Origin of the sequence: Polaromonas sp. (genome assembly GCF_013817205.1) — a bacterium.
Classification (GTDB): domain Bacteria; phylum Pseudomonadota; class Gammaproteobacteria; order Burkholderiales; family Burkholderiaceae_C; genus Polaromonas.
Genome location: NZ_JACDDD010000020.1, coordinates 1 through 21,008, shown reverse-complemented (window position 1 = coordinate 21,008; position 21,008 = coordinate 1). Strand labels below are relative to the sequence as shown.

At 61.7% G+C, this 21,008-nt stretch carries 16 protein-coding genes; 7 read left to right on the top strand and 9 right to left on the bottom strand.

From position 1 onward, the window contains the following. Window positions 1-5 precede the first annotated feature (5 nt). Window positions 6-1,124 (top strand): quinolinate synthase NadA, encoded by a 1,119-nt coding sequence (gene nadA, locus H0W47_RS06735; protein ID WP_296922145.1) that lies wholly within the window; start codon window positions 6-8, stop codon window positions 1,122-1,124. Here nadA and nadB read toward each other — a convergent pair. From nadB to H0W47_RS06710, 5 genes are all read right to left on the bottom strand, one after another. Beyond that, complete coding sequence (gene nadB / locus H0W47_RS06730) at window positions 1,121-2,881, bottom strand: L-aspartate oxidase (RefSeq protein ID WP_296922143.1); 1,761 nt, start codon at window positions 2,879-2,881, stop codon at window positions 1,121-1,123. The genes nadA and nadB overlap by 4 nt on opposite strands. 430 nt (window positions 2,882-3,311) lie before the next feature. Beyond that, window positions 3,312-5,672 carry a filamentous hemagglutinin N-terminal domain-containing protein gene (locus H0W47_RS06725; protein WP_296922141.1) on the bottom strand — a complete coding sequence of 787 codons (2,361 nt, stop codon included), beginning with the start codon at window positions 5,670-5,672 and terminating at the stop codon, window positions 3,312-3,314. A 47-nt stretch (window positions 5,673-5,719) separates the two neighbouring features. Beyond that, window positions 5,720-7,384 (bottom strand): ShlB/FhaC/HecB family hemolysin secretion/activation protein, encoded by a 1,665-nt coding sequence (locus H0W47_RS06720; protein WP_296922139.1) that lies wholly within the window; start codon window positions 7,382-7,384, stop codon window positions 5,720-5,722. Window positions 7,385-7,804: 420 nt separating this feature from the next. Beyond that, window positions 7,805-8,602: a ScpA family protein gene (locus H0W47_RS06715; RefSeq protein WP_296922224.1), complete on the bottom strand. Its 798-nt coding sequence runs from the start codon at window positions 8,600-8,602 to the stop codon at window positions 7,805-7,807. A 170-nt stretch (window positions 8,603-8,772) separates the two neighbouring features. Continuing rightward, the gene (locus H0W47_RS06710) at window positions 8,773-8,991 is read right to left on the bottom strand and encodes a DUF3460 family protein (RefSeq protein WP_296922136.1); all 219 of its coding nucleotides are present in this window, start codon (window positions 8,989-8,991) and stop codon (window positions 8,773-8,775) included. 51 nt (window positions 8,992-9,042) lie between these two features. On the opposite strand from H0W47_RS06710, the gene bamE reads away from it, so the two are divergent. Next, a complete protein-coding gene (gene bamE, locus H0W47_RS06705) occupies window positions 9,043-9,612 on the top strand; it encodes an outer membrane protein assembly factor BamE (protein ID WP_296922134.1) in 570 nt (189 codons plus the stop codon). A 172-nt stretch (window positions 9,613-9,784) separates the two neighbouring features. Here bamE and H0W47_RS06700 read toward each other — a convergent pair whose 3' ends face one another. Next, window positions 9,785-11,455 carry a SulP family inorganic anion transporter gene (locus H0W47_RS06700; protein WP_296922132.1) on the bottom strand — a complete coding sequence of 557 codons (1,671 nt, stop codon included), beginning with the start codon at window positions 11,453-11,455 and terminating at the stop codon, window positions 9,785-9,787. A gap of 143 nt (window positions 11,456-11,598) precedes the next feature. On the opposite strand from H0W47_RS06700, the gene H0W47_RS06695 reads away from it, so the two are divergent. After that, the gene (locus tag H0W47_RS06695) at window positions 11,599-13,362 is read left to right on the top strand and encodes a 7TM diverse intracellular signaling domain-containing protein (protein WP_296922130.1); all 1,764 of its coding nucleotides are present in this window, start codon (window positions 11,599-11,601) and stop codon (window positions 13,360-13,362) included. A gap of 20 nt (window positions 13,363-13,382) precedes the next feature. On the opposite strand, the gene metG is transcribed toward H0W47_RS06695, so the two are convergent. The 3 genes from metG to H0W47_RS06680 are packed head-to-tail and all read right to left on the bottom strand — an operon-like array spanning window position 13,383 to window position 16,218. Then, window positions 13,383-15,482, bottom strand: coding sequence for a methionine--tRNA ligase (metG, locus tag H0W47_RS06690; protein WP_296922128.1), 2,100 nt, complete (start codon window positions 15,480-15,482; stop codon window positions 13,383-13,385). After that, the gene (locus H0W47_RS06685; RefSeq protein WP_296922126.1) at window positions 15,479-15,886 is read right to left on the bottom strand and encodes a putative toxin-antitoxin system toxin component, PIN family; all 408 of its coding nucleotides are present in this window, start codon (window positions 15,884-15,886) and stop codon (window positions 15,479-15,481) included. Before H0W47_RS06685 ends, metG begins: the two co-directional genes overlap by 4 nt. Beyond that, window positions 15,883-16,218: a type II toxin-antitoxin system Phd/YefM family antitoxin gene (locus H0W47_RS06680; protein ID WP_296922124.1), complete on the bottom strand. Its 336-nt coding sequence runs from the start codon at window positions 16,216-16,218 to the stop codon at window positions 15,883-15,885. Before H0W47_RS06680 ends, H0W47_RS06685 begins: the two co-directional genes overlap by 4 nt. Before the next feature lie 357 nt (window positions 16,219-16,575). On the opposite strand from H0W47_RS06680, the gene apbC reads away from it, so the two are divergent. The 4 genes from apbC to H0W47_RS06660 all read left to right on the top strand — a co-directional run. Further along, window positions 16,576-17,667 carry an iron-sulfur cluster carrier protein ApbC gene (apbC, locus tag H0W47_RS06675; protein WP_296922122.1) on the top strand — a complete coding sequence of 364 codons (1,092 nt, stop codon included), beginning with the start codon at window positions 16,576-16,578 and terminating at the stop codon, window positions 17,665-17,667. Between the two features lie 25 nt (window positions 17,668-17,692). Further along, the gene (locus H0W47_RS06670) at window positions 17,693-18,664 is read left to right on the top strand and encodes a LysR family transcriptional regulator (protein ID WP_296922119.1); all 972 of its coding nucleotides are present in this window, start codon (window positions 17,693-17,695) and stop codon (window positions 18,662-18,664) included. A 41-nt stretch (window positions 18,665-18,705) separates the two neighbouring features. Beyond that, entirely contained in the window at window positions 18,706-20,478 is a 1,773-nt protein-coding gene (locus H0W47_RS06665) for an NADH-ubiquinone oxidoreductase-F iron-sulfur binding region domain-containing protein (RefSeq protein WP_296922117.1), read from the top strand. A 113-nt stretch (window positions 20,479-20,591) separates the two neighbouring features. Further along, the coding region (locus H0W47_RS06660) for an NADH-quinone oxidoreductase subunit C (RefSeq protein WP_296922115.1) at window positions 20,592-21,008 on the top strand (417 nt) is incomplete at its 3' end.

Below are 21,008 nucleotides of genomic sequence, written 5' to 3'. Positions count from 1 at the left end.
CGGCCATGAATGACACCACACGCCCCGCCCAGTCCCTGGTGCGCATTGACTATGAGCAGCCCGCCTGCCCAACGCGCCATGCCTGGGCGCGGGTACCGGTGGAGCCGACGCCGGACGAGCGCGCCGCACTCAAGGACCGGATTCGCCGCCTGCTCAAGGAGCGCAATGCCGTCATGGTGTCGCACTACTATGTGCATCCGGATCTGCAGGACCTGGCCGAGGAAACCGGCGGGCTGGTGAGCGACTCACTGGAGATGGCACGTTTCGGCCGCGACCACCCAGCGACCACGCTGGTTGTGTCGGGCGTGCGTTTCATGGGCGAGACCGCGAAAATCCTCTCACCCGAAAAACGTGTGCTGATGCCTGACCTGGACGCGACCTGCTCGCTCGATCTCGGCTGCCCGGTAGACGAATTCAGCGCCTTCTGCGATGCCCATCCGGACCGCACGGTGGTGGTCTATGCCAACACCAGCGCCGCCGTGAAAGCGCGTGCCGACTGGCTGGTGACTTCAAGTTGCGCGCTGGACACCGTGCGTGCGCTCAAGGAGCAGGGGCAGAAAATCCTGTGGGCGCCTGACAAGCACTTGGGCAGCTATATCCAGCGCGAAACCGGCGCCGACATGCTGATGTGGAACGGCAGCTGCATCGTGCATGACGAGTTCAAGGCCTTTGAACTCGAGGCGCTGAAAAAAGAGCACCCGGAAGCGAGGGTGCTGGTGCATCCAGAGTCGCCGGCGGACGTGATTGCACTGGCCGATGCGGTGGGTTCGACCTCTGGCATCCTGAAAGCAGCACGCGAGATGGACGCGCAGGAATTCATCGTTGCCACCGACAACGGCATGATGCATAAGCTGCGCACGCTGAACCCCGGCAAGGTTTTCATGGAGGCACCGACGGCCGGTGACAGCGCCACCTGCAAAAGCTGCGCGCACTGCCCCTGGATGGCGATGAACGGGCTGGCCGGCCTGGCGCAGGGTTTGCAGACCTTGAGCCCGGAAGTGCAGGTGAACCCTGTCCTGGGTGCGCGGGCCCGCCTGCCTATAGACCGAATGCTGGCGTTCACTGCGGCGCAGCGTGCGGGCCAGCCGGTGGCGGGACTGGTTCCCAAAATTGGCGCGGCTTAAGAATTTGCCCCGCTGCTCCCCCGGGTAGCCACCGTGGTCGGTGGCACCAGCACGGTCGGAAAAGCCACGGCATCTGTCTGCGGGTAGTCGCGGCTGAAATGCAGACCGCGGCTTTCGTGGCGTGACTGGGCCGAACGCACGATCAGTTCGGCCACCTGGACCAGGTTGCGCAGTTCCAGCAGATCCCGCGTGACGCGAAAGTTGGCATAAAACTCGTCAATCTCTGATTGCAGCAGCGCGATGCGATGCGCGGCGCGCTCCAGTCGCTTGTTGGTGCGCACTATGCCCACGTAATTCCACATCAGGCGTCGCAGCTCGTCCCAGTTGTGGGCAATTACCACCTGTTCGTCGGCATCGGTCACCTGGCTCTCGTCCCACGCAGGCAGCGAAGCTTCAGAGTCATTTTGGCCTCTAGCCCTTATCTGGCGGGCGCAAGTAGCTCCTGATTTGATAGCATACGCGACTTCCTGTGCAAACACCACACATTCGACCAGCGAGTTGCTGGCGAGCCTGTTGGCGCCATGCAGGCCGGTGCAGGCGGTCTCGCCAGCGGCATAAAGATTGGCGATGTCCGTGCGGCCAGCCAGGTCGGTCAGCACGCCGCCGCAGGTGTAGTGGGCGGCCGGCACCACGGGAATCGGCTGGCGCGCGATGTCGATGCCGAGTGACAGGCAGCGTGCGTGGATGGTCGGGAAGTGTTCGCGCACAAAGGCCTCGCCCTTATGAGAGATGTCCAGGTAGACGCAGTCCACACCGTGTTTTTTCATCTCGAAATCAATCGCACGGGCTACCACGTCGCGCGGTGCGAGTTCGGCGCGCTCATCGTGGGCCGGCATGAAGCGCGCCCCACCTGCAGACTCCGGCAGGCGCAATATACCGCCTTCGCCGCGCACCGCCTCGCTGATCAAAAATGACTTGGCTTCGGGGTGGTACAGGCAAGTCGGGTGGAACTGGATGAATTCCATGTTGCCGATGCGGCAACCGGCGCGCCAGGCAGCGGCAATGCCGTCGCCGGTGGCGGTGTCGGGGTTGCTGGTGTAGAGGTAGACCTTGCCGGCGCCGCCCGTGGCCAGCAAGATATCGCGTGCGGCAAAGGTATGCACGGTACCGCCGCTGCCGGTTTCCGCGTCGCGGCTGTCCAGCGCATACAGGCCGACGCAGCGTGGCCGGCCGGTGCTGCTGTCGTTCTGGATGATCAGGTCAACCAGCGTGGTCTGTTCAAAGACGTCGATGGCCGGGTGCGCCTGCACGGCCGCGATCAGGCTTTCCTGCACGACAGCGCCTGTGGCATCGGTCGCGTGCACGATGCGCCTGTGGCTGTGCCCGCCTTCGCGGGTGAGGTGCAGCGCCGGTGCGGCGCCGGGCTCTTGCGTGAAGGCCACGCCCTGGGCCTGCAGCCATCCAATCGCTGCCGGCGCGCCTTGCACCACCTGCGCGGTGGCCGCTTCGTCGGACAACCAGGCGCCCGCTATCTGCGTATCGGCGATGTGGGCTGCAAAGCTGTCGCCTTGCTCGCCCTGCGCCAGTACGGCCGCAATGCCGCCCTGGGCCCAGCCGCTGGCGCCGTCGGCCAGCTTGCCCTTGGTCAGCACGGCGACGCGAAGCGGGGTGGCGTTCGCAGCGCTGCCTTCGACCAGCTTGAGCGCGGTACTGAGCCCGGCCAGTCCGCTGCCGACGATCACCACGTCAAAGGGGTGTGGGATGGAGGCGTCGGTCTTGCCGGCTGGCTTTTGGCCTGAGGTGGGAAGAACGTTCATGAAAGCGGTAGGCGCTTGTTAGTCAGCAAACCGCGAATTATCTGCCAGGCACCAGGTGCGCGGTTTTTTCTATCCTGCCTTATAGAACCGCGCGCAGGAACAGAGAGGCGGTGATGGCGTTGGCGTGGGCGTCGCAGGAGCCAATGCTTGCGCGACTTCATTAGGGTCTTGGGAGCCAAGGACATCGCGTGCGATCCGCAGGCATCGGGAAGGCTGCGCACGATGGCATTGACACTCGCGAAATCCGGGCTGACCGCCCAGTCGGCAAGCTGAGGCCCTAAGCAGATGTGCGGTCCTGGCCGAGATAAGCCCGACGCGGCAGGCTGATTCGCAAGTTCTGCGGCGGCATGGTCGCCGATGCCGTCTGCAGGTCAGCAGTTGCGCCAGGGTGACGCTGTCGCTCGCCCGGCGCAGCGCAGGCGCCCGCTGTCTAGTTGCGATACGGCCGCGGTGCATAACGCGGCGCGACATAGGGTGGAGGCGGCTGGAATGGAATGGCCGTCGGGACGACGACTTCCTCTGCAAGCGCAAGAAACACATCGCCTGTATTGGCGTAGGGCGTAGGCATGATGCTACCGGCGAATTGTGGGCTCACCAGGAAGCCGGTTGCGAACGCGAACAGGGCGCTGGTATTCGCGGCGTTGCTGGTAGTTCCGGCGATGGTGGTAGTGCCGGCGACGGTGGTAGTGCCGGCGACGGTGGTAGTGCCGGCGACGGTGGTAGTGCCGGCGACGGTGGTAGGCCCGGCGACGGTGGTAGGCCCGGCGTTGCTGGCAGCCTGGGCAGGGGCGACATTCGCGGTGATAGTCCCAGTTGTTCTGTTGACGATAGGCGCGCAGCAGGTAGTCGCCAGCGTGTACTGATCTGCGTTGGGTCCCGCAAGTCGGTAGCCAGAGAAGGTGACGGCCTTGCCGGTTCCGACATCAATGGAGCTGAATGTCGCGGTGCTGCCGGGATCTGCCACCAGGCTCACGCCGGTGGGATTGCCCTGGAGCGTCGTCAAGACGGCACTTGTGTTGCCGTCGAAGCTTTTGGTCACTTCAGGAAACACCAGCATGCGCTGGGTCAAAATGCTGTCTGTAAGGATGAACTGAGGTACATAGTTGGTCGGCGTTGAGTAGGATGTTGGGTTGTAATTAATGGTGACAGGTGCATTGGGGCCGGTGACAGTTGGGCGGTCTGCACCGCTAACATTGATGAAGACCGAGCCACCGACCGCGCCGGGACCTGTGCCGTCGGTATCTGAGGTGAGCGTCAGGCCCAGTGGGGTGCCCACGCTGCGGGCCACAATGCTGGTGCCGCGCGTCAGCGTGATCTTGGCGTTGACGTTGACATCATTGGCCGAGCACATCATGAGGTTGCCGTCGGTGACCGTGATGGCTGCGTTCTGGTTCACATTGCGGCCAGCGCTCAGCGAAATGCTTCCGCGGGTGGTGGTCAGGGCTGCATTCACATTGATGTCCCTGCCGCAACACACCACCAGATTTCCATCAACCGCTGTCATGGGCGCACTGATGATCACGTCCCGGTCGGCGGTCAGGGTCAAGGTGGTCGGGACCCCGCCCGCCGCCACCCAGCTGACTACATCATTGATAAAAATGTCACCGTTGCCGGGTCCGGGCGCGGTTGTGATGTTGACGTTGTTGTTCACGAGTTGCGCAGAAAGCGTTGCACCCGAGATGTTGCCCCCGGGGCCGACGATAAAGTCCTGCGGGTCGATCAGCCAGGTGCCCATCAGCCCCCAAGGCGCGTTGGTGGTGACGCGCACGCCGTCCCGGATGCTGACATTTGCCGCTGAAGTCTCGATAAACCCGCCGTTGCCGCCGCTGGGCGCGCTGGCATCCAGTGTGCCGCCCACGTTCATCGCGCCCGTGGTCATATCGCCCAGCAGCAAAATGGTGCCGTTACGGCTGCCGATGGTTTGTGCCTGAATGACGCCGGTATTGTTCACTGCAGTGTGCAGCAGGTCGCCGGCCGCCTGCGCGGTCAGCAGGACTCGCCCGCCGTCAGCGCGTATCAGTCCACCGTTTTCAACCAAGGCGTTGACCGCACCCTGGGCCACCGATACACGAAGCAATCCGTCGCCCGCCAGGTCCAGTGTGGCCGCCTGGCCACCGACCAGTGCCACGCTTCCCAGTTGCGCATTGATCACGCCCTGGTTGCTGACCGTTCTTCCCATCAAGGCCACATGGCCGCCATCGGCTGCGTTGATCGTGCCCTGGTTCACCACCGATCCGTTTCCGGCGTTGGTGAAGCTGTAGTCGCCGGACATGAATTTGGCATCGCTCAGGCTCATGGTTGAAGCCACCAGACCCCCGACATTGACTTGCGCGCCACTGCCGAACAGGACGCCATTGGGGTTGAGCAAAAAGACCTTGCCGTTGGCCGACAGGTTGCCCAGGATGCTCGAAGCCTCTGTCCCTAGAACCCGGTTGAGTGCCACCGAGGTGCTGCCGGGCTGCACAAACTGAACGGTTTGCCCGGCAGCAATGCCGAAGCTTTGCCAGTTGATCACCGCGTTGGATGTGGACTGGTTAATCGTTGTGGTCGAGGCCGTGCTGCTGATGGTGGCTGAGCCTGCTGCCACGGTGCCGTTGGCCGGCAGGGCATGGACGATGGTGCCAAAAGTGAGCATCAGACAGGCTGACAGCAGATTCACGGCAAAGCGGGACGGGCTTGCGCCACCGCCAATGCAGGACGACTTCCCCTGGCTCTTGCCTGCTGCGTTCTCGGCGACGGCCACGCAGGTGCCCGAACTCGCGCTCCAAAGGGTTTTGTAAATGCGGTTCATTGGGTGTCCTTGCGCTTGTTAGTTACTTGGTGGGCTGTCTGCTGGGCTTAGAAATACTTGATGGCCTGAATCCAGAACCGTCCCGATTTGTCTGGCGCGGCGGTGGCGGCCGAGTCACCGATCTTGCGTGCGTAGTAGGTCCTGATCGCGAAATTCCCCGGGTCAGCCCAGGTCAGCCCAAGTCCATAGGCACCCAAGTCGCGCTGGTTGTTGCCTGCCGCCCAGGGCTTTTTGTTGATGGTCACGCTGCCGTGGTCCACAAAGCCGATCAGGTGAACCTGCCCGGGCAGGCTCTGCGGCTTGGGCAGCAGCAGGCGGCCTTCCAGGGTGACCAGGTAGCCTTGGTCACCCGGGGCTTCGCCTTGCGGGTAGGCCCGGACGCCGTCCATGCCGCCCAGCACCAGCTTCTCGGACGAGTCCAGGTTTTTGGAAGCCAGCTGTCCGTTGATGCCTGCGAAAAAAGACAGCTTGTCGGTTACCCGCTGAAGCCGGCTGACGCTGAAAGCGAGCTTGCCGTAGGAGCCGTTGGTGCGTGCGGTGGCCGCATCCACAGCCAGCGCGGCCGGGGTTTCAATCTCCAGATTTCCCGCAGACAGCCCGAGCGAGAAGGCGCTGATGCCGCCTCCGCCCAAGTTGTCTCTGTGGTTGCCATAGAGACTTCCGGTGAGGACGTTCGCCTTCTTGTCGGTCACTGAGGGGATGACGTCGATCCGGTCCTGAAAAGTCCGGTGGTCGTAGTTGAGGCCCGCGTTCAGATTAGTGTTGCGTGAGCGAATCAGCGGATAGCTGCCGTAAACGCTGGCGACTTCTGCCGTGCCGTTGGCTCTCAGCGGCGCAAATTCCTTGCCCAACTCATAGGCGAGCCGGCTGTAGGCAACACCCACCGTGGCTTTGCCGACCTGCATCTGGTAGGACGCGCGGCCATAGTTGAGGCCCGATCCCGAGGTGACCGCCCGCAGGCTGAAGACGTCTCCCTGGCCCAGAAAGTTGTTGAGATTGACCGTGCCGCCCAAGCGGTATTCCCCGGTGTAATAGTTTCCGGCGTTGTCGAAGTCCACACTGCCGCTGACGCGCTTGCCGGGCGTGATGTCGACCACCAGGTCAGAGCTGCCTGGCGTGTCGCCGGGAACCAGGGTTGACTTGATGTTGACGCCCGGCAGGTCCGAAAGCAACAGCAGCCGGCTCTCCAGCGGGTCATTGGTGATAGCGTCGCCGCTGTTGATGCCGCTCAGGATGTTGCGGACCAGCGCATCGGACAGATTGGTCTGATTGTTCAGAATGATCTTGCCGTATTGTCCTTCGCTGACCGCAATGGTGAGGGCGTTGTCCTTGACGTCTTGCGCTGGCAGGTAGGCGCGGGCCACAAAGTAGCCGTTTTTTCGGTAGTGGTCGGTGATTCGGTCAGCCATGGCCTGCAACTCGGCCAGTGTCAGCTCGGTGTTGGGGACAAAACCTGTGAGAGCCAGAAGTTCGGGTTCTGAATAAACACGGGACCCTGTCACCTGCAGGCTTTTGACCAAAATTTTTGCGGTGCTGGGTGCCGATCGGGTGGGCGCCGCGCCTTGCTGGATGCTAATTGCCGGCGCGGCTTTTTGTGGAACGGGAACGGGTGGAAGCTGTTGAATCTGGCTTCCAGCGCCGGGAAGCTGTTGGGCCAGCACGCCCTGGCTGAGGGCCAGCAAGGCCATCGGGATTATTTTGTCCTGCAGCATCAAGTTTCCTCGTTATAGATATGGATCGGATTCGGAAACCCGCTTTTCCAGTTCCCCGCGCATATTAGAGCGCTTTTCTATATTAGACCGGGTAAAGCGCTATTAAATGTAGCCCAAAGCCTCAAAGTACGCCGCAAAAAGTTTCCTCTTGATTTGCGTTAACCCCGCCAAGGGTTGCAAAACCGGCCGGATGTGCAAGTCATGCCCATCTATGCGAGAAAAAAGATGGAGGAAGTGGACGCTGTGGTCGGTTTGCAGCCGACGATTCCGCAGTCCGGCAGGCTCCAAGATAGCGGCAGCGGTGTCTGGTTTGTACAACAGGGTAAGGGGAGCGCGCTGTTGGTAGGCGCAAAAGTGCCATCTTCCAGCGGCGTGTGACAAGTGTACGGCGGGTCTTGAGGACAGGCCGCACGACCAGGATCAGGTTGGCGTGTAAGCCAGCCGCACGTAGATAGGCGCATAGGCCTCGGCCTGAGTCACATCGATCAGGCCTTCCTTGGACAGCTCGAGCAGTGCGATGAAGGTCACCACCAGCACCGGCATGCCGCGGGCGGGCTCAAACAGCTTTTCAAACTCGACAAACTTCTGCCCTTGCAGTTTGCGCAGCACGATGCTCATGTGTTCACGCACCGAAAGCTCTTCCCGGCTGATCACATGGTGCTGGACGAGTTTGGCGCGTTTGACAATGTCGCGCCAGGCTTCCTGCAGGTCCACGACCGCGACATCAGGAAAGCGTGGCTGCAGTGCCTGTTCCACGTAGACCTGGGCGCGCAGGAAGTCGCGGCCGTACTGCGGAATTTCATTCAGATGGTGCGCGGCAAGCTTGATCTGTTCGTACTCGAGCAGGCGGCGCACCAGTTCGGCGCGCGGGTCCTCCGCCTCCTGGCCGTCCGCGACCTTTTTCGGCGGCAGCAGCATGCGCGACTTGATCTCGATCAGCATCGCCGCCATCAACAGGTACTCAGCCGCCAGTTCGAGGTTGGTGCTGCGGATCTCGTCCACATAGACCAGATACTGGCGCGTGACCGCCGCCATCGGGATGTCGAGAATGTTGAAGTTCTGCTTGCGTATCAGGTACAGCAGCAAGTCCAGAGGGCCCTCGAAGGCTTCCAGGAAGACCTGCAGCGCGTCCGGCGGGATGTACAGGTCCTGCGGCATGGCAAACAAGGGCTCGCCGTACAACCTGGCCAACGCCACCTGGTCGATCACGCCCGGCATGCCGGGCAGGCTCAGCGCGCCCTCGGGCAGGCCCGGCGGGGACGCGGAGGGTGGCAGTTCAGTGATGCTGGGCATGGTGGGTCTGGCTCGGGTTGTCAGTTGCTATAAAAATAATAGCTGCTGACGCCCGTCCTATAAGGGATGGAGGTCATTTTGACCATCAGCCTGCTCTATTTGCTGTTCGGGTGGCCGCTGGTGCCGTAAACATAGGGCTGCTGCGGCACGGCGGCATCCAGGTAGTCGGCCTGCTCGGACCGGTCCAGCTTCTTGTCCCACCAGATGGCGCGTCCCTGGCGCTGCTCGGCTTCCAGCGTCGGCTTTTTGGCCTTTAGTTCGTCAATGAACAAGGTCACTTCCGAGGTGTAGTGGGGCCGGGCGAAGATGGACATGGGTTTAGACTGCCTGAAACTTTGAATGGGCTGATTTTACCGGGGACCACCATGCGCCTGTCTTTTTTCACTTTTGAGGGGTTCAGGGCGCCAGCTGTGGCCGCCCTGCTGTTAATTGTCACTGCTTTGGCGGGGTGCGATCCGCAACATATTGGAGAGCTGGAAGAAGGGGTAGCGACGGAAGCCGATGTGCGGGCCCGCTTTGGAGAGCCTGAGAAGATCTGGTTGGCAACTGATCTCACCGGCAACCCCTTTCCGGCAGAAGCAGCCCAGCCGGGCGCGCGCACCCTGGAGTACAACCGCCAGCCCGAGGGCACAGTCAATTACATGATCACCATAGGGCCGGACGGCAGGATGAGCGCCTTGCGCCAGGTCTTGACGCCCCAGAACTTTGCCCGGGTTCAGCCAGGCATGCCCATGGAGCAGGTGCGAAAGCTGCTTGGCAAGCCGATGAAGATCACGCCCTACGCGCTGCAGCGCGAAACGCACTACGACTGGCGCTACATTGCTGCACCCAATTCACCCAGTTTTTTCACCGTGGTGTTTGACCGCGACCTCAGGGTGGTGCGGACCGGGTCGATAGACGCCGAGCTGACAAATCCGTCGGGCGGGAGGCCTTAGGGTAATGCTGATCAAGCCCCCTGCGGTGGTGCGCGATCAGACGGGCTCGGGCGGCCTGCGGCGTTGAATTTCTTGCCGAGCCGGCTATTGGCTGCGATCCGCCTTGGCCATCCCATCCCGATCTGACTGACGCGCCTCCGTAAGGATTCATCCAGCCCTTCCTTGGGTTTTCTCAGGCTTCTGCGATCTTTGCCAGAAAGCCCGAACGCTCCATCACGCGGCGTGGCTGGGCGTTCAGGCCGGAGATCACCAGTCGGCCCTCACGCAGCACAATGGCCTTTTGTAACTGGCCCAGCACGTCCAGGCCTGAGGCGTCCAGCGACTGCAGCGACTGGGCGTCAAGCCTGACCAGCAGGCCCCGCGGCGCATTTTCGACTGCCGAAAGTATCGGGTCAATCTTGGCGACCGCGCCAAAAAACAGCGAACCGTAAAGCTGAAAGCAGATGGCTTCATCGCTGCGCGCCGTCTCCACCACCTGGAACAGGGTGCTCATGCGCCGCACAAACAGCACGCAGGCCAGCAGCAGTCCGACCTGCAGCGCCACCGTCAGATCGAAAACCACCGTGAGGAAGAAGGTGCCCAGCATCAGCAATCGGTAGTGGGCGCTGTATTGGCGCATCAGCACAAACTCGTGCCACTCACCCATGTTCCACGCGACATACAGCAGGATGCCGGCCAGCACCGCCAGCGGCACATGCAGGGCCAACGGCGCGGCGGCCAGCACGATCAGTACCAGTACCAGTGCATGCACCAGCCCGGCGATGGGCGAGCTGGCGCCGGACCGCACATTGGTCACGGTGCGGGCAATCGTGCCGGTGGCCGGCATGCCGCCGAAAAAGGGCACAACAAAATTCGCCAAACCCTGCGCCATGAGCTCCTGGTTCGGGTCGTGTTTGGGCTGGCCCGAGAGCTGGTCGGCCACTCGCGCGCACAGCAGTGACTCGACCGCACCCAGCAAGGCAATGGTCAGGGTTGGAGCGAACAGCAGGCGCACGGTGTCCCATGAAAAATCCGGCAGCGCAAACGGCGGCAGGGCGCGCGGAATGCCGCCAAAACGCGAGCCTATGGTCTCGACCGGCAGGCCAAGAAAAAACGCAAACGCAGTCAGCGTTACCAGCGCCACGACGGGCCCGGGCAAGCGCGAGGCGGCGCGGGTCGCGCGCAGCAGTTGCACGCCCTCGACTGCCTGCACCAATTTGCCCACCCGCGCTACCAGGCCCCGGCTGGTCGCATCACGCGGCGCAAACAGCTTGGGCCACAGGATCAGGCCGAGAAAACACACCAGCCCCAAGCCCAGCGCATGGGCGTTGAAGGAGTCGATGTTCAGGCTGATGGCCTTGATCTGGGAGAAAAAGTCGGCGGGCATCTTTGCAATCTGTAACCCCAGCAGGTCCTTGAGCTGCGACAGCGCAATCAGCACGGCAATGCCGTTGGTAAACCCGACCACAATGCTGACCGGCACATAACGCACCAGCGTGCCCATCTTGAGCAGGCCCAGCAAAAACAGCAGCACCCCGGCACAGGCGGTGGAAATCAGCAAATTGGGCAGACCATATCGCTCGACAATGCCGTAGACGATCACGATGAAGGCACCGGCCGGCCCGGCGATCTGCACCGACGAGCCGCCCAATAGCGAGACCAGGGCGCCGGCGATGATGGCGGTCCAGATGCCGGCCTGCGGCGACAGCCCCGACGCAATTGCAAAAGCCATGGCCAGCGGCAGGGCAACAATGCCGACAGTCAGGCCCGCGCCGAAGTCCTTGCCGAAGCGCTCACGCGTGTAGCCTTTCAGTGCATACAGCAGGCGAGGACGGAAAGGGGCCAGGTAAACAGGCAGTTTCATCCGAGAATACAGAGGGTTGACGCCCTGCATCCTGCAAATGTGGGATGCAGGGCGGCGAACCCCTTGGTAAAGTGCAGTCTGGCCTGGTGACACAGGCCGCATTTCATGTTGTCGTCGCTATCTTAAGCCGCTGCCCCGCGTTCATGCATCTTTTTCTCCATCGGCTGATCCTGGCTTTTTCCTGTCCCGAGCTGCGCAGCGGCATGACCGGTCGCTCGCGTGCGGTTTTGTGGCTGTTGCTGGCATCCGTGCTACTGATGTTGGCCGGGCCACTCCAGGCGTCGCACGCCAGTGCGCCGATTGCGTGGCAGGCGATGGGGCCGCACGGAAATGGCCTGGTCCTCATCGATGCCACCGGCCAGCAGACGATCGATCAAATAGAGCAACGTTTCGCGCGCGGCGAGGCCTCGGTGGCCCAGCCCGACCGCATCATGCCGACGGGTGGGGCGGCCTCGATGTGGTACCAGCTCAGCCTGCCGGCCGTGACGATTTCCACTTCGCGGGTGCTGGCCGTGCCGCACCCCGGCATGAACCGGGTCGAGTTGTACCGCCCCGGCGAGGCCGGCGACTGGCATGCCGAATATTCCGGCGACTCGATTGCGGTGAACCGCTGGCCCTTGCGCCACCTGAATCCGGCTTTTGAGTTTGTGCAGCAGCCGGGAGAGGTCCGCCCGACTTACCTGCGCGTGCAGCACAGCCACCCCATCAATGTGCGCTGGACCCTCTGGAACACGCGCGACTTTCAGGAGGCCAGCAAACACTGGCATTTGCTGCTCGGCGCCTACATGGGACTGGTGGCGCTGGTGATGCTGCTGTGCGTGGTCAATGCATGGACCTGGCGCGATTCCATCCATTCCTGGTACGCCGCTTATGTGGCGGTGCTCGCCGTCGGCCAGTTGTCGCTGACCGGTCTCGCGGGGGAGTATTTCTGGCCGCACAACCCCTGGTGGAACGACGTGGCATCCAATGTGCTGCCGATTGCAGGCGCGGCCATGGGCCACCTGTTCATGCGCGAGCTGGTGGTCGAACGCGGCGATCGCTGGGCCACCCGCCTGATGCTGGCCATGGCTGCGGTCGGCGGCGTGCTGGCCCTGTGTTTCATCTTCATTGGACGTGACCCCTTCTTTGCGATCACCGGGCCGTATTACATCGCCAGTTTTGGGGTCTATCTCGGCGTGGCGCTCTGGTATGCCTGGCGCATCCCGCGCGTTGGCCTGTGGATACTGGCCGGTATCCTGGCGGTGCTGGCCGGTTCGGTGTTCCCCATCCTGCGCAACATGCAACTGGTGCCCATGTCTTTCTGGACGCAGTACGGTGCGCAAATCGGCGCGGCGGTGGAGATACCGCTGCTGCTGATTGCGCTCTACCTGCGCAGCCGCGAGCGGCGTGACAACCAGCTGCGGGTAGGCGCGCTGTCCCGTGTGGACCCGCTGACCGGTACGGCCAATCACCGCGTGATGCTGGACCGGCTCGAACACCTGCTGCGTCACCAGCAGCGCGATCCCGACACCGGTGTGGTGCTGCGCGTGCGCATCGCCAACATTCAGGAAATTCGCGCCGACTACGGCCTGCAGGTGGCACAGACCGCGCTGGTGCATGCCGCTGCCTGCATCACCCATGTCATCCGTGAAGGCGATACCGTGGCGCGCCATCGCGACGGGGATTTTGTGGTGATTTTTGGGGGCCACTTCAAGCGCGACCATGTCTCGGAGATTGGCCAGCGGCTGATTGCCCGCGGACTGGCGCCCAGCGACATCCTGCCGCCTGGCGCGGTGTTGCAGCTGAAGGTGGCCGTAGCGGCCAAACCGTTTCAGGCCCAGGGCGTGGCGGCGCTGCTGCAGACGCTGGAGGCGGCGGTCAGCGAACTGGCGGCGCGCCCGGGCAAGGCCCTGCGCTTTGTCGCCTGAGTAGCGGTCGCTTCCCTTGTTTACCTGACCCGCATGCCGGGCAGGGCGCCTGGCCAGGGTTCCAGCACGAAGACGCCGGGCGCGGCCTTTTCGTCAGCATGGCTGGCGGCCAGCACCATGCCTTCGCTGATACCGAACTTCATCTTGCGTGGCGCCAGATTGGCCACCATGACGGTATGTTTGCCGATCAAGTCTTCGGGCTTGTAAGCCGAGGCGATGCCGCTGAAGACATTGCGCATTTTTCCCTCGCCCACATCCAAGGTCAGGCGCAGCAGCTTGGTCGAGCCTTCGACGGCTTCGCAATTGACGATGAGCGCGATGCGCAGATCAATCTTGCTGAAGTCGTCAATGGTGATGATGGGGGCAATGGCTTCGCCGCCGGGCAGGACGTTCCCTGCTATCGAATCAATAGCTGCTTGCGCTTGTTTTGCCTGGGCTGGAGGCTCAAACAGTGCATCGAGTTGTTTGATGTCAACACGTTGCATCAGATGTGCATAGTCACCAATCAGGTGGCCACCACCCAAGAGGGAAGCGGCATCTGCAAAACCGAGGGGCGCGGTTTTCAGGAAAACTTCTACCTGGGCTGCTAGCGCCGGCAGTACCGGCTTGAGGTAAATCGTCAGCAGGCGGAAGGCCTCGATGCACACCGTGCACACGTCCTGCAGGCGGCCATCCATGCCTTCCTTCTTCGCCAGTTCCCAGGGTTTGTTTTGGTCCACGTAGGCGTTGACCCTGGCGGCCAGCAGCATGACCTCGCGCAGGGCTTTGGCAAATTCCCGACCGTCATACAGTGAGGCAATGGCATCCTTCTGGGCGGCAAGCACGGACAGCAGCGTATCGCCATCGGCCGACACCCCGCCCAGCTTTCCGCCAAAGCGTTTGGCAATGAACCCCGCCGCGCGGCTGGCAATGTTCACATACTTGCCAATCAAATCCGAATTCACCCTAGCCATGAAGTCATCCGCATTGAAGTCGATATCTTCATTACGCGCATTGAGCTTGGCAGCCAGGTAATAACGCAGCCACTCGGGGTTCATGCCCAGGCTCAAATATTTGAGCGGGTCCAGGCCGGTGCCGCGGCTTTTGCTCATCTTCTCGCCGTTGTTGACGGTCAGGAAGCCGTGCACAAACACGTTGTCCGGCGTCTTGCGGCCGCTGAAGTGCAGCATGGCCGGCCAGAACAGGGTGTGGAAGGTGACGATGTCTTTGCCGATGAAGTGGTACTGCTCCAGCCCTGGCGCCGCCATGTAGGCGTCGTAACTCTCACCGCGCTTTTCCAGCAGGTTTTTCAGCGAGGCCAGATAACCGACGGGCGCGTCCAGCCATACATAGAAGTACTTGCCCGGCGCGTCGGGGATTTCAATGCCGAAGTAGGGAGCGTCGCGGCTGATGTCCCAGTCGCCCAGGCCTTCGCTTTTGCTGCCGTCGGGATTTGTGCGAACGCTGAACCACTCTTTGACCTTGTTGGATACTTCGGGCTGAAGTTTGCCGTCTTGCGTCCACTTTTCCAGAAATTCCACGCAGCGCGGGTCAGACAGCTTGAAGAAAAAGTGCTCGGAATTTTTCAGCAACGGCGTGGCGCCGGTCAATGCCGAGTAGGGGTTGAGCAAATCTGTTGGGGCATACACCGCGCCGCAGTTTTCGCAGTTGTCGCCGTACTGGTCTTTGGTACCGCACTTGGGGCAGGTGCCCTTGATGTAGCGGTCTGGGAGAAACATGTTCTTCTCGGGATCAAAGAACTGCTCAATCGTTTTGGTTTCGATCAACCCCGCTTTTTTGAGGTCGAGATAAATCTCTTTTGCGAGCTGGTGATTTTCAGGCCCATCTGTCGAGTGCCAGTTGTCAAAGCTGATGTGAAAGCCGTCCAGGTAAGGCTTGCGCCCGGCCGCAATGTCGGCCACAAACTGCTGCGGCGTTTTACCAGCTTTGTCGGCGGCAATCATGATGGGCGCGCCGTGTGCGTCGTCAGCGCCTACAAAGTTGACCGCGTGGCCCTGCATGCGCTGGAAACGCACCCAGATGTCGGCCTGGATGTACTCCATGATGTGGCCAATGTGGAAGTTGCCATTGGCATACGGCAGGGCGGTGGTGACGAAAAGTTTTCTTTTATCTGATGTCATAGTCGGTCAAGTAATTCGCGGGCGGTGATGACGGGGTAGTCGTTCTTGCATGCCAAAACGTCTTTGTCGCCGGAAACGATGAGATCAGCATGGCCTTGGTCGTGAAGCGCAAAAAGGTAGTCATCCCGGGGGTCGCGGCAGATGGCGGGTAGTGGGGTAGTAAGCGTTTTCCAATGACAGCCCTCACGCATTTCGATCAGCAAGTTTTCAACGGGCGTGGCGCCTTGAGCGATTTTCGAGACCAGGTACGGGCGGGTGAGTGCGACTGTCAGTTCGTCAAGTTGAATCTCACAACTCATCCAGTCAAAGTGCCCCTTGCGCCATGCGCCCAGAATCGCGCCCGGTACGGAGTCAGGCTTGAGAACACTGGAGAAAATCAGGTTGCTGTCAATCACCAGCCTCATGTTTTGGTGCTGGAAGAATTCGTTGGTGCGGACGGAGATGCTGCGCTTGCCCGTTGTGCAATTTCATCTCGCGCTTCTTCAAGCGCTTGAGAGGCCAGCTTTTCGACTTCCTCTTCACTTAAATCCTCAAAGCCTTTGGCAACCTGTGCCCAGAGCCTCTCAAACTCGCCATCGTTTTTTCTGCGCATTCGCTCAAACGTTGCCATATCCACCAAGGCAGCCACTGGCTTGCCCGCTTTGGTGATGACAACGTTGTCGTGACGGTATTGCACCCCGTTGAGCAATTCGCCCAGATTTTGGCGCACATTCATTGCAGTGGCTTCGCGTAACATGGCAATCCCTTCGGGGTGTATCAATTGATGCAATTATATCAATTGATATGGTTGGCTGCCTGCCAAGCCCTTGCAAGGCGTTGCTAGGAGCCTGTCGAACTTGGGGCGTCGAAAGCGAAAATCCGCCCCAGCAAGGACAGTTTTTGCCGGGTTTGCAGGCCCATAGCCAAGCTATGGGACAAAAAGACGGTGAAAAATAGACCGCTGCGGTCGATTTGCAGCCGACGATTCCCAAGTCCGCCAGGCTCCTAGACGCGTCGACGATAGACTCAGGCCTATCGTTTCTACGGGGTAGACCAAGCTTCTCACTCGTAGCCACAACAAGACTCACAAGCGAATTAATCGGAGATTCCCCAGATGGCTTTAGAACAACAGGCAATCCTGAGCGCCCTGCAAGGCGTGCTCGACCCCAACACCGGCAAGGATTTTGTCAGTACCAAGGCGCTGAAAAACCTGCACATCACCGATGGCGATGTGTCTTTTGACGTTGAGCTGGGCTACCCGGCCAAAAGCCAGATCGCAGGTATCCGCAAGACCCTGATTGCTGCCACCAGGGCAGTGCCCGGCGTGGGCAATGTGTCGGTCAAAGTCAGCTACAAAATCGCCAGCCACAGCGTGCAGCGCGGCGTGCAACTCTTGCCCAACGTCAAGAACATCGTCGCCGTGGCTTCTGGCAAGGGCGGCGTGGGCAAAAGCACCACTGCCGTCAACCTGGCTCTCGCTCTGGCAGCCGAGGGCGCGCAGGTGGGCCTGCTCGACGCCGACATCTACGGCCCCAGCCAGCCGATGATGATGGGTATTGAAGGCCGGCCCGAAAGCGTAGACGGCAAAAACATGGAGCCCATGGAAAACTACGGCATCCAGGTGATGTCGATTGGATTCTTAGTTGCGCAGGACGAAGCCATGATCTGGCGCGGCCCCATGGCCACCCAAGCGCTGGAGCAACTGCTGCGTCAGACCAACTGGAAAGACCTGGACTACCTGATTGTTGACATGCCGCCAGGCACCGGCGACATTCAGCTCACGCTGAGCCAGCGCGTGCCCATGACCGGGGCGGTGATTGTCACCACGCCGCAAGACATTGCGCTGCTGGACGCCAAAAAAGGCATCAAGATGTTTGAAAAAGTCGGCGTGCCGATTCTGGGCATTGTTGAAAACATGGCCGTGCATATTTGCAGCCAGTGCGGCCATACCGAGCACATCTTTGGCGCCGACGGAGGCAAAAAAATGGCTGCTGATTACAAGATGGACTATCTGGGCGCATTGCCGCTGGACATGCAGATCCGCCTGCATGCCGACAGCGGCCGCCCCACTGTGGTGGCCGACCCGGACGGTGAAGTGGCCGGCATTTACAAGGCTGTGGCGCGTCAGGTGGCCATCACCATCGCGGCCAAGGCCAAAGACTTTTCAGCCAAGTTTCCGACCATCAAGATATCCAAGGACACCTGAGTCCGGCGGCAATAAGGGCTGACGTATGAACATGCTGGCCTCGCTGCGTTACCTGGTCGCCCTGAGCGAACACCGGCACTACGCGCGGGCCGCGCAGTCTTGCAGCATCACCCAGCCCGCCTTGTCCAACGCCTTGCGCGCGCTGGAAAAAGAATTCGGCATCGACATCGTCAAGCGTGGGCGCACCTATGCGGGCCTGACGCCCGAGGGCGAACTTGTGCTGGGCACGGCCCAGCGCATGCTCCACGAGCACGCCTTGCTGGAGCAAGAACTGCGCAGCAGCGCGGCCCAGCCGCAGGGCGCCTTGCGGCTGGGCGTGGTGCCAACAGCCGTGCCGGTAGCCACCCGCTTTGCGGCGCTGCTGCGCCAGCGCTGTCCCGGCGTTACGCCGGTGGTGCGTTCACTGAGTTCCAAAGAGATTGAGCAGGGCTTGGAAAACCTGTCGCTGGACCTGGGCCTCGGTTTTCTGGACAGGTTGAGCCAGCGCGGCAATCGCTTTAAGCTGCTGCCTCTGTACGCCGAGCACTATTTTCTGGTGCGCCGTTCTGTGGCGGCCACCCCGGCCCGCACGCTGCTGCAATTTGGCGCAGCGGTGGGCTGGCGTGAGGCGGCGCAGCTGCCGCTGTGCCTGTTTACGCCGGAAATGCACAACCGCAGCATTGTCGACAGCGCCTTTGCCGGGCTGGGGTTGCAGGTCAAACCCGTCATGGAGACCAACTCCGTTTTGGCGCTGGCCCTGAGCGTGGCGGCAGGCGACGTTTGCGGCGTGTTACCCGGCGCGCTTGTGGACGCAGTGCGCGCTTATGCCGAGCTGGAAGCTGCGCCGCTGGTTGCGCCTGAAGTAACCACCCCGGTTGGTTTTTTCACGCTGGCTGCGGCCAGCCCCTCGCGCGCCCTGCAGGCAGCCGTGCTGCTGGCCCAGGATGCTGAGTGGCTGCGCCATGCGGCGCAGCACAGCGGGGCGCTGCATTCGCGCCTTGAATCAGCGCATACATAAATCCCATTTGACGCGAACGCGCGCAAGGGCGACAGTGCTGCATGCATGTTTCCCCGCACTCTCCTGATTCCGTTCCCGTTGTGGCCACTGCCACCCTGGACGGTATGCGTGAGCGCATTCGCCGCAAAAGCCGGCTCAAGGGTCGGCAGGCCGACGAGCTGTCGCTGGCCGAGGTGCGTGCACTGATAGGGGCGTCGCCGGAAGGCGGCCACCGCCGCGATTTGCTGATCGAGTACCTGCACAAGCTCAACGACTTTTACCGTTGCCTCCACGCCCGTCACCTGGTCGCCCTGGCCAAAGACATGAACATCTCCATGGCCGAGGTGTACGAAGTCGCCACGTTTTATCACCACTTTGATGTGCGCGAGGGCAGTGACGCCGAAGCGCCCGCGCTGACGGTGCGGGTGTGCAATGGACTGAGTTGCGAGATGGCAGGGGCGCAAGCCCTGCTGCAGAAGCTGCCGGATCTGTTGGGATCGAACGTGCGTGTGATTGCTGCCCCCTGCATAGGGCGCTGTGAGCAGGCACCGGCTGTCGCTGTGGGGCAGATGGCGGTGCCGTGTGCGACGCTTGAAACGGTTCAGGCGGTTCAAGAAACGGTTATCTCCAAAGACTATGAGGAGAATAGTCTCCTCGCCCAGGAGCTGGGGGCAAAGTTTGCTATTAATTCGATAGCGTATGAGGCCTACCGCGAGCGCGGCGGGTACGGACTTGCAGCGGCCGTGGTCAATGGTGAAGAAGATGCCGAGCTGATCTTGAAAGTCATGGAAGACTCCGGCCTGCGCGGGCTGGGTGGCGCAGGTTTTCCGGCAGGTCGCAAGTGGCGCATCGTGCGCGAGCAACCCGCACCGCGCCTCATGGTGATCAACATTGATGAGGGTGAGCCCGGCACTTTCAAGGACCGCACCTATCTGGAGCGGGACCCGCACCGCTTTCTGGAAGGTATGTTGATTGCAGCGCAGGTGACGGGCACCGAGGCCGTTTACATCTACCTGCGGGACGAGTACCACGACTGCCGCGCCATGCTGCAGGCCGAGCTGGCCAAATTGCTGGCAGACCCGCCGTGCTCGCTGCCGCTGATCGAGCTGCGGCGCGGCGCAGGCGCCTACATCTGCGGCGAGGAGTCGGCCATGATTGAAAGCATTGAGGGCAAGCGCGGTGAGCCGCGCATGCGTCCGCCCTACATCGCAGAGGTCGGCCTGTTTGGCCGGCCGACGCTGGCGCACAACTTTGAAACCCTTTACTGGGTACGCGACATTGTTGAGAAAGGCCCGCAGTGGTTTGCCGGCTTTGGTCGCAATGGCCGCAAGGGCTTGCGCAGCTTCAGCGTCAGCGGCCGGGTGAAATTACCCGGCGTCAAATTGGCGCCGGCCGGCATCACGCTGCTGGAGCTGATTGCCGAGTATTGCGGCGGCATGGCCGATGGTCATACCCTGTACGCCTACCTGCCCGGCGGGGCCTCGGGCGGCATCTTTCCAGCCAGCCTTGCTGATGTGCCACTGGATTTCGACACCTTGCAGCCGCATGGCGGCTTCATTGGTTCTGCTGCGGTGATTGTGCTGGGCCAGCATGACATGGCCCGCGATGCCGCGCTGAACATGATGCGCTTTTTTGCCCACGAGAGCTGCGGTCAGTGCACCCCGTGCCGTGTTGGCACGGGAAAGGCCGCACATTTGATGGAGGCGCCCGTCTGGGACACGTCCACACTGGAGGACCTGAACCAAGTCATGGCCGACGCATCCATCTGCGGGCTGGGACAGGCCGCGCCGAATCCGGTGCGCAGCATCGTTAAATACTTCCCGCATGAAATTTAGCTCCCCCCCGAAGCGGCCTGCGGCCGCCTCCCCCTCAAGGGGGCGCCACCAGCGGCCCGGCAAAGCCGGTTCCGCGGTGGCCGCTTGCAAATACCTCTGACATGACAAGTGCCATGACACCTTTCGCCGTTGATCCGGCGACGCTCAAAGAACACATCGTCGCCACGCTGGGCGGGTTGGCAAAGCGCATCGACTTGAAGCTTGGCGAGATCACCGTGGTGGTGGCCTCGTCCGACTACCTTGCCGCAGCAACCATGCTGCGCGACGCGCCTGGCTGCCAGTTCGAGCAGCTGATCGACCTGTGCGGCCTGGACTACGCCGATTACGGTAACGGCGGCTACGACGGCCTGCGCTATTGCGTGTCATCGCATCTCTTGTCCGTGAGCCTGAACCAGCGCGTGCGACTGAAGGTTTATGCGCCCGATGACGACCTGCCGGTGGTGGACAGTATCAATGGCGTGTGGAGCGCCGCCAACTGGTTCGAGCGCGAGGCGTTCGACCTGTTCGGCATCGTCTTCGAGGGCCACGAC

Coding starts and splice junctions, on each gene's coding strand:
- nadA (WP_296922145.1), top strand. CDS start 6: ATGAATGACACCACACGCCCCGCCCAGTCCCTGGTGCGCATTGACTAT.
- nadB (WP_296922143.1), bottom strand. CDS start 2,881: ATGAACGTTCTTCCCACCTCAGGCCAAAAGCCAGCCGGCAAGACCGAC.
- H0W47_RS06725 (WP_296922141.1), bottom strand. CDS start 5,672: ATGAACCGCATTTACAAAACCCTTTGGAGCGCGAGTTCGGGCACCTGC.
- H0W47_RS06720 (WP_296922139.1), bottom strand. CDS start 7,384: ATGCTGCAGGACAAAATAATCCCGATGGCCTTGCTGGCCCTCAGCCAG.
- H0W47_RS06715 (WP_296922224.1), bottom strand. CDS start 8,602: ATGCCGGGCGTGATCGACCAGGTGGCGTTGGCCAGGTTGTACGGCGAG.
- H0W47_RS06710 (WP_296922136.1), bottom strand. CDS start 8,991: ATGTCCATCTTCGCCCGGCCCCACTACACCTCGGAAGTGACCTTGTTC.
- bamE (WP_296922134.1), top strand. CDS start 9,043: ATGCGCCTGTCTTTTTTCACTTTTGAGGGGTTCAGGGCGCCAGCTGTG.
- H0W47_RS06700 (WP_296922132.1), bottom strand. CDS start 11,455: ATGAAACTGCCTGTTTACCTGGCCCCTTTCCGTCCTCGCCTGCTGTAT.
- H0W47_RS06695 (WP_296922130.1), top strand. CDS start 11,599: ATGCATCTTTTTCTCCATCGGCTGATCCTGGCTTTTTCCTGTCCCGAG.
- metG (WP_296922128.1), bottom strand. CDS start 15,482: ATGACATCAGATAAAAGAAAACTTTTCGTCACCACCGCCCTGCCGTAT.
- H0W47_RS06685 (WP_296922126.1), bottom strand. CDS start 15,886: ATGAGGCTGGTGATTGACAGCAACCTGATTTTCTCCAGTGTTCTCAAG.
- H0W47_RS06680 (WP_296922124.1), bottom strand. CDS start 16,218: ATGTTACGCGAAGCCACTGCAATGAATGTGCGCCAAAATCTGGGCGAA.
- apbC (WP_296922122.1), top strand. CDS start 16,576: ATGGCTTTAGAACAACAGGCAATCCTGAGCGCCCTGCAAGGCGTGCTC.
- H0W47_RS06670 (WP_296922119.1), top strand. CDS start 17,693: ATGAACATGCTGGCCTCGCTGCGTTACCTGGTCGCCCTGAGCGAACAC.
- H0W47_RS06665 (WP_296922117.1), top strand. CDS start 18,706: ATGCATGTTTCCCCGCACTCTCCTGATTCCGTTCCCGTTGTGGCCACT.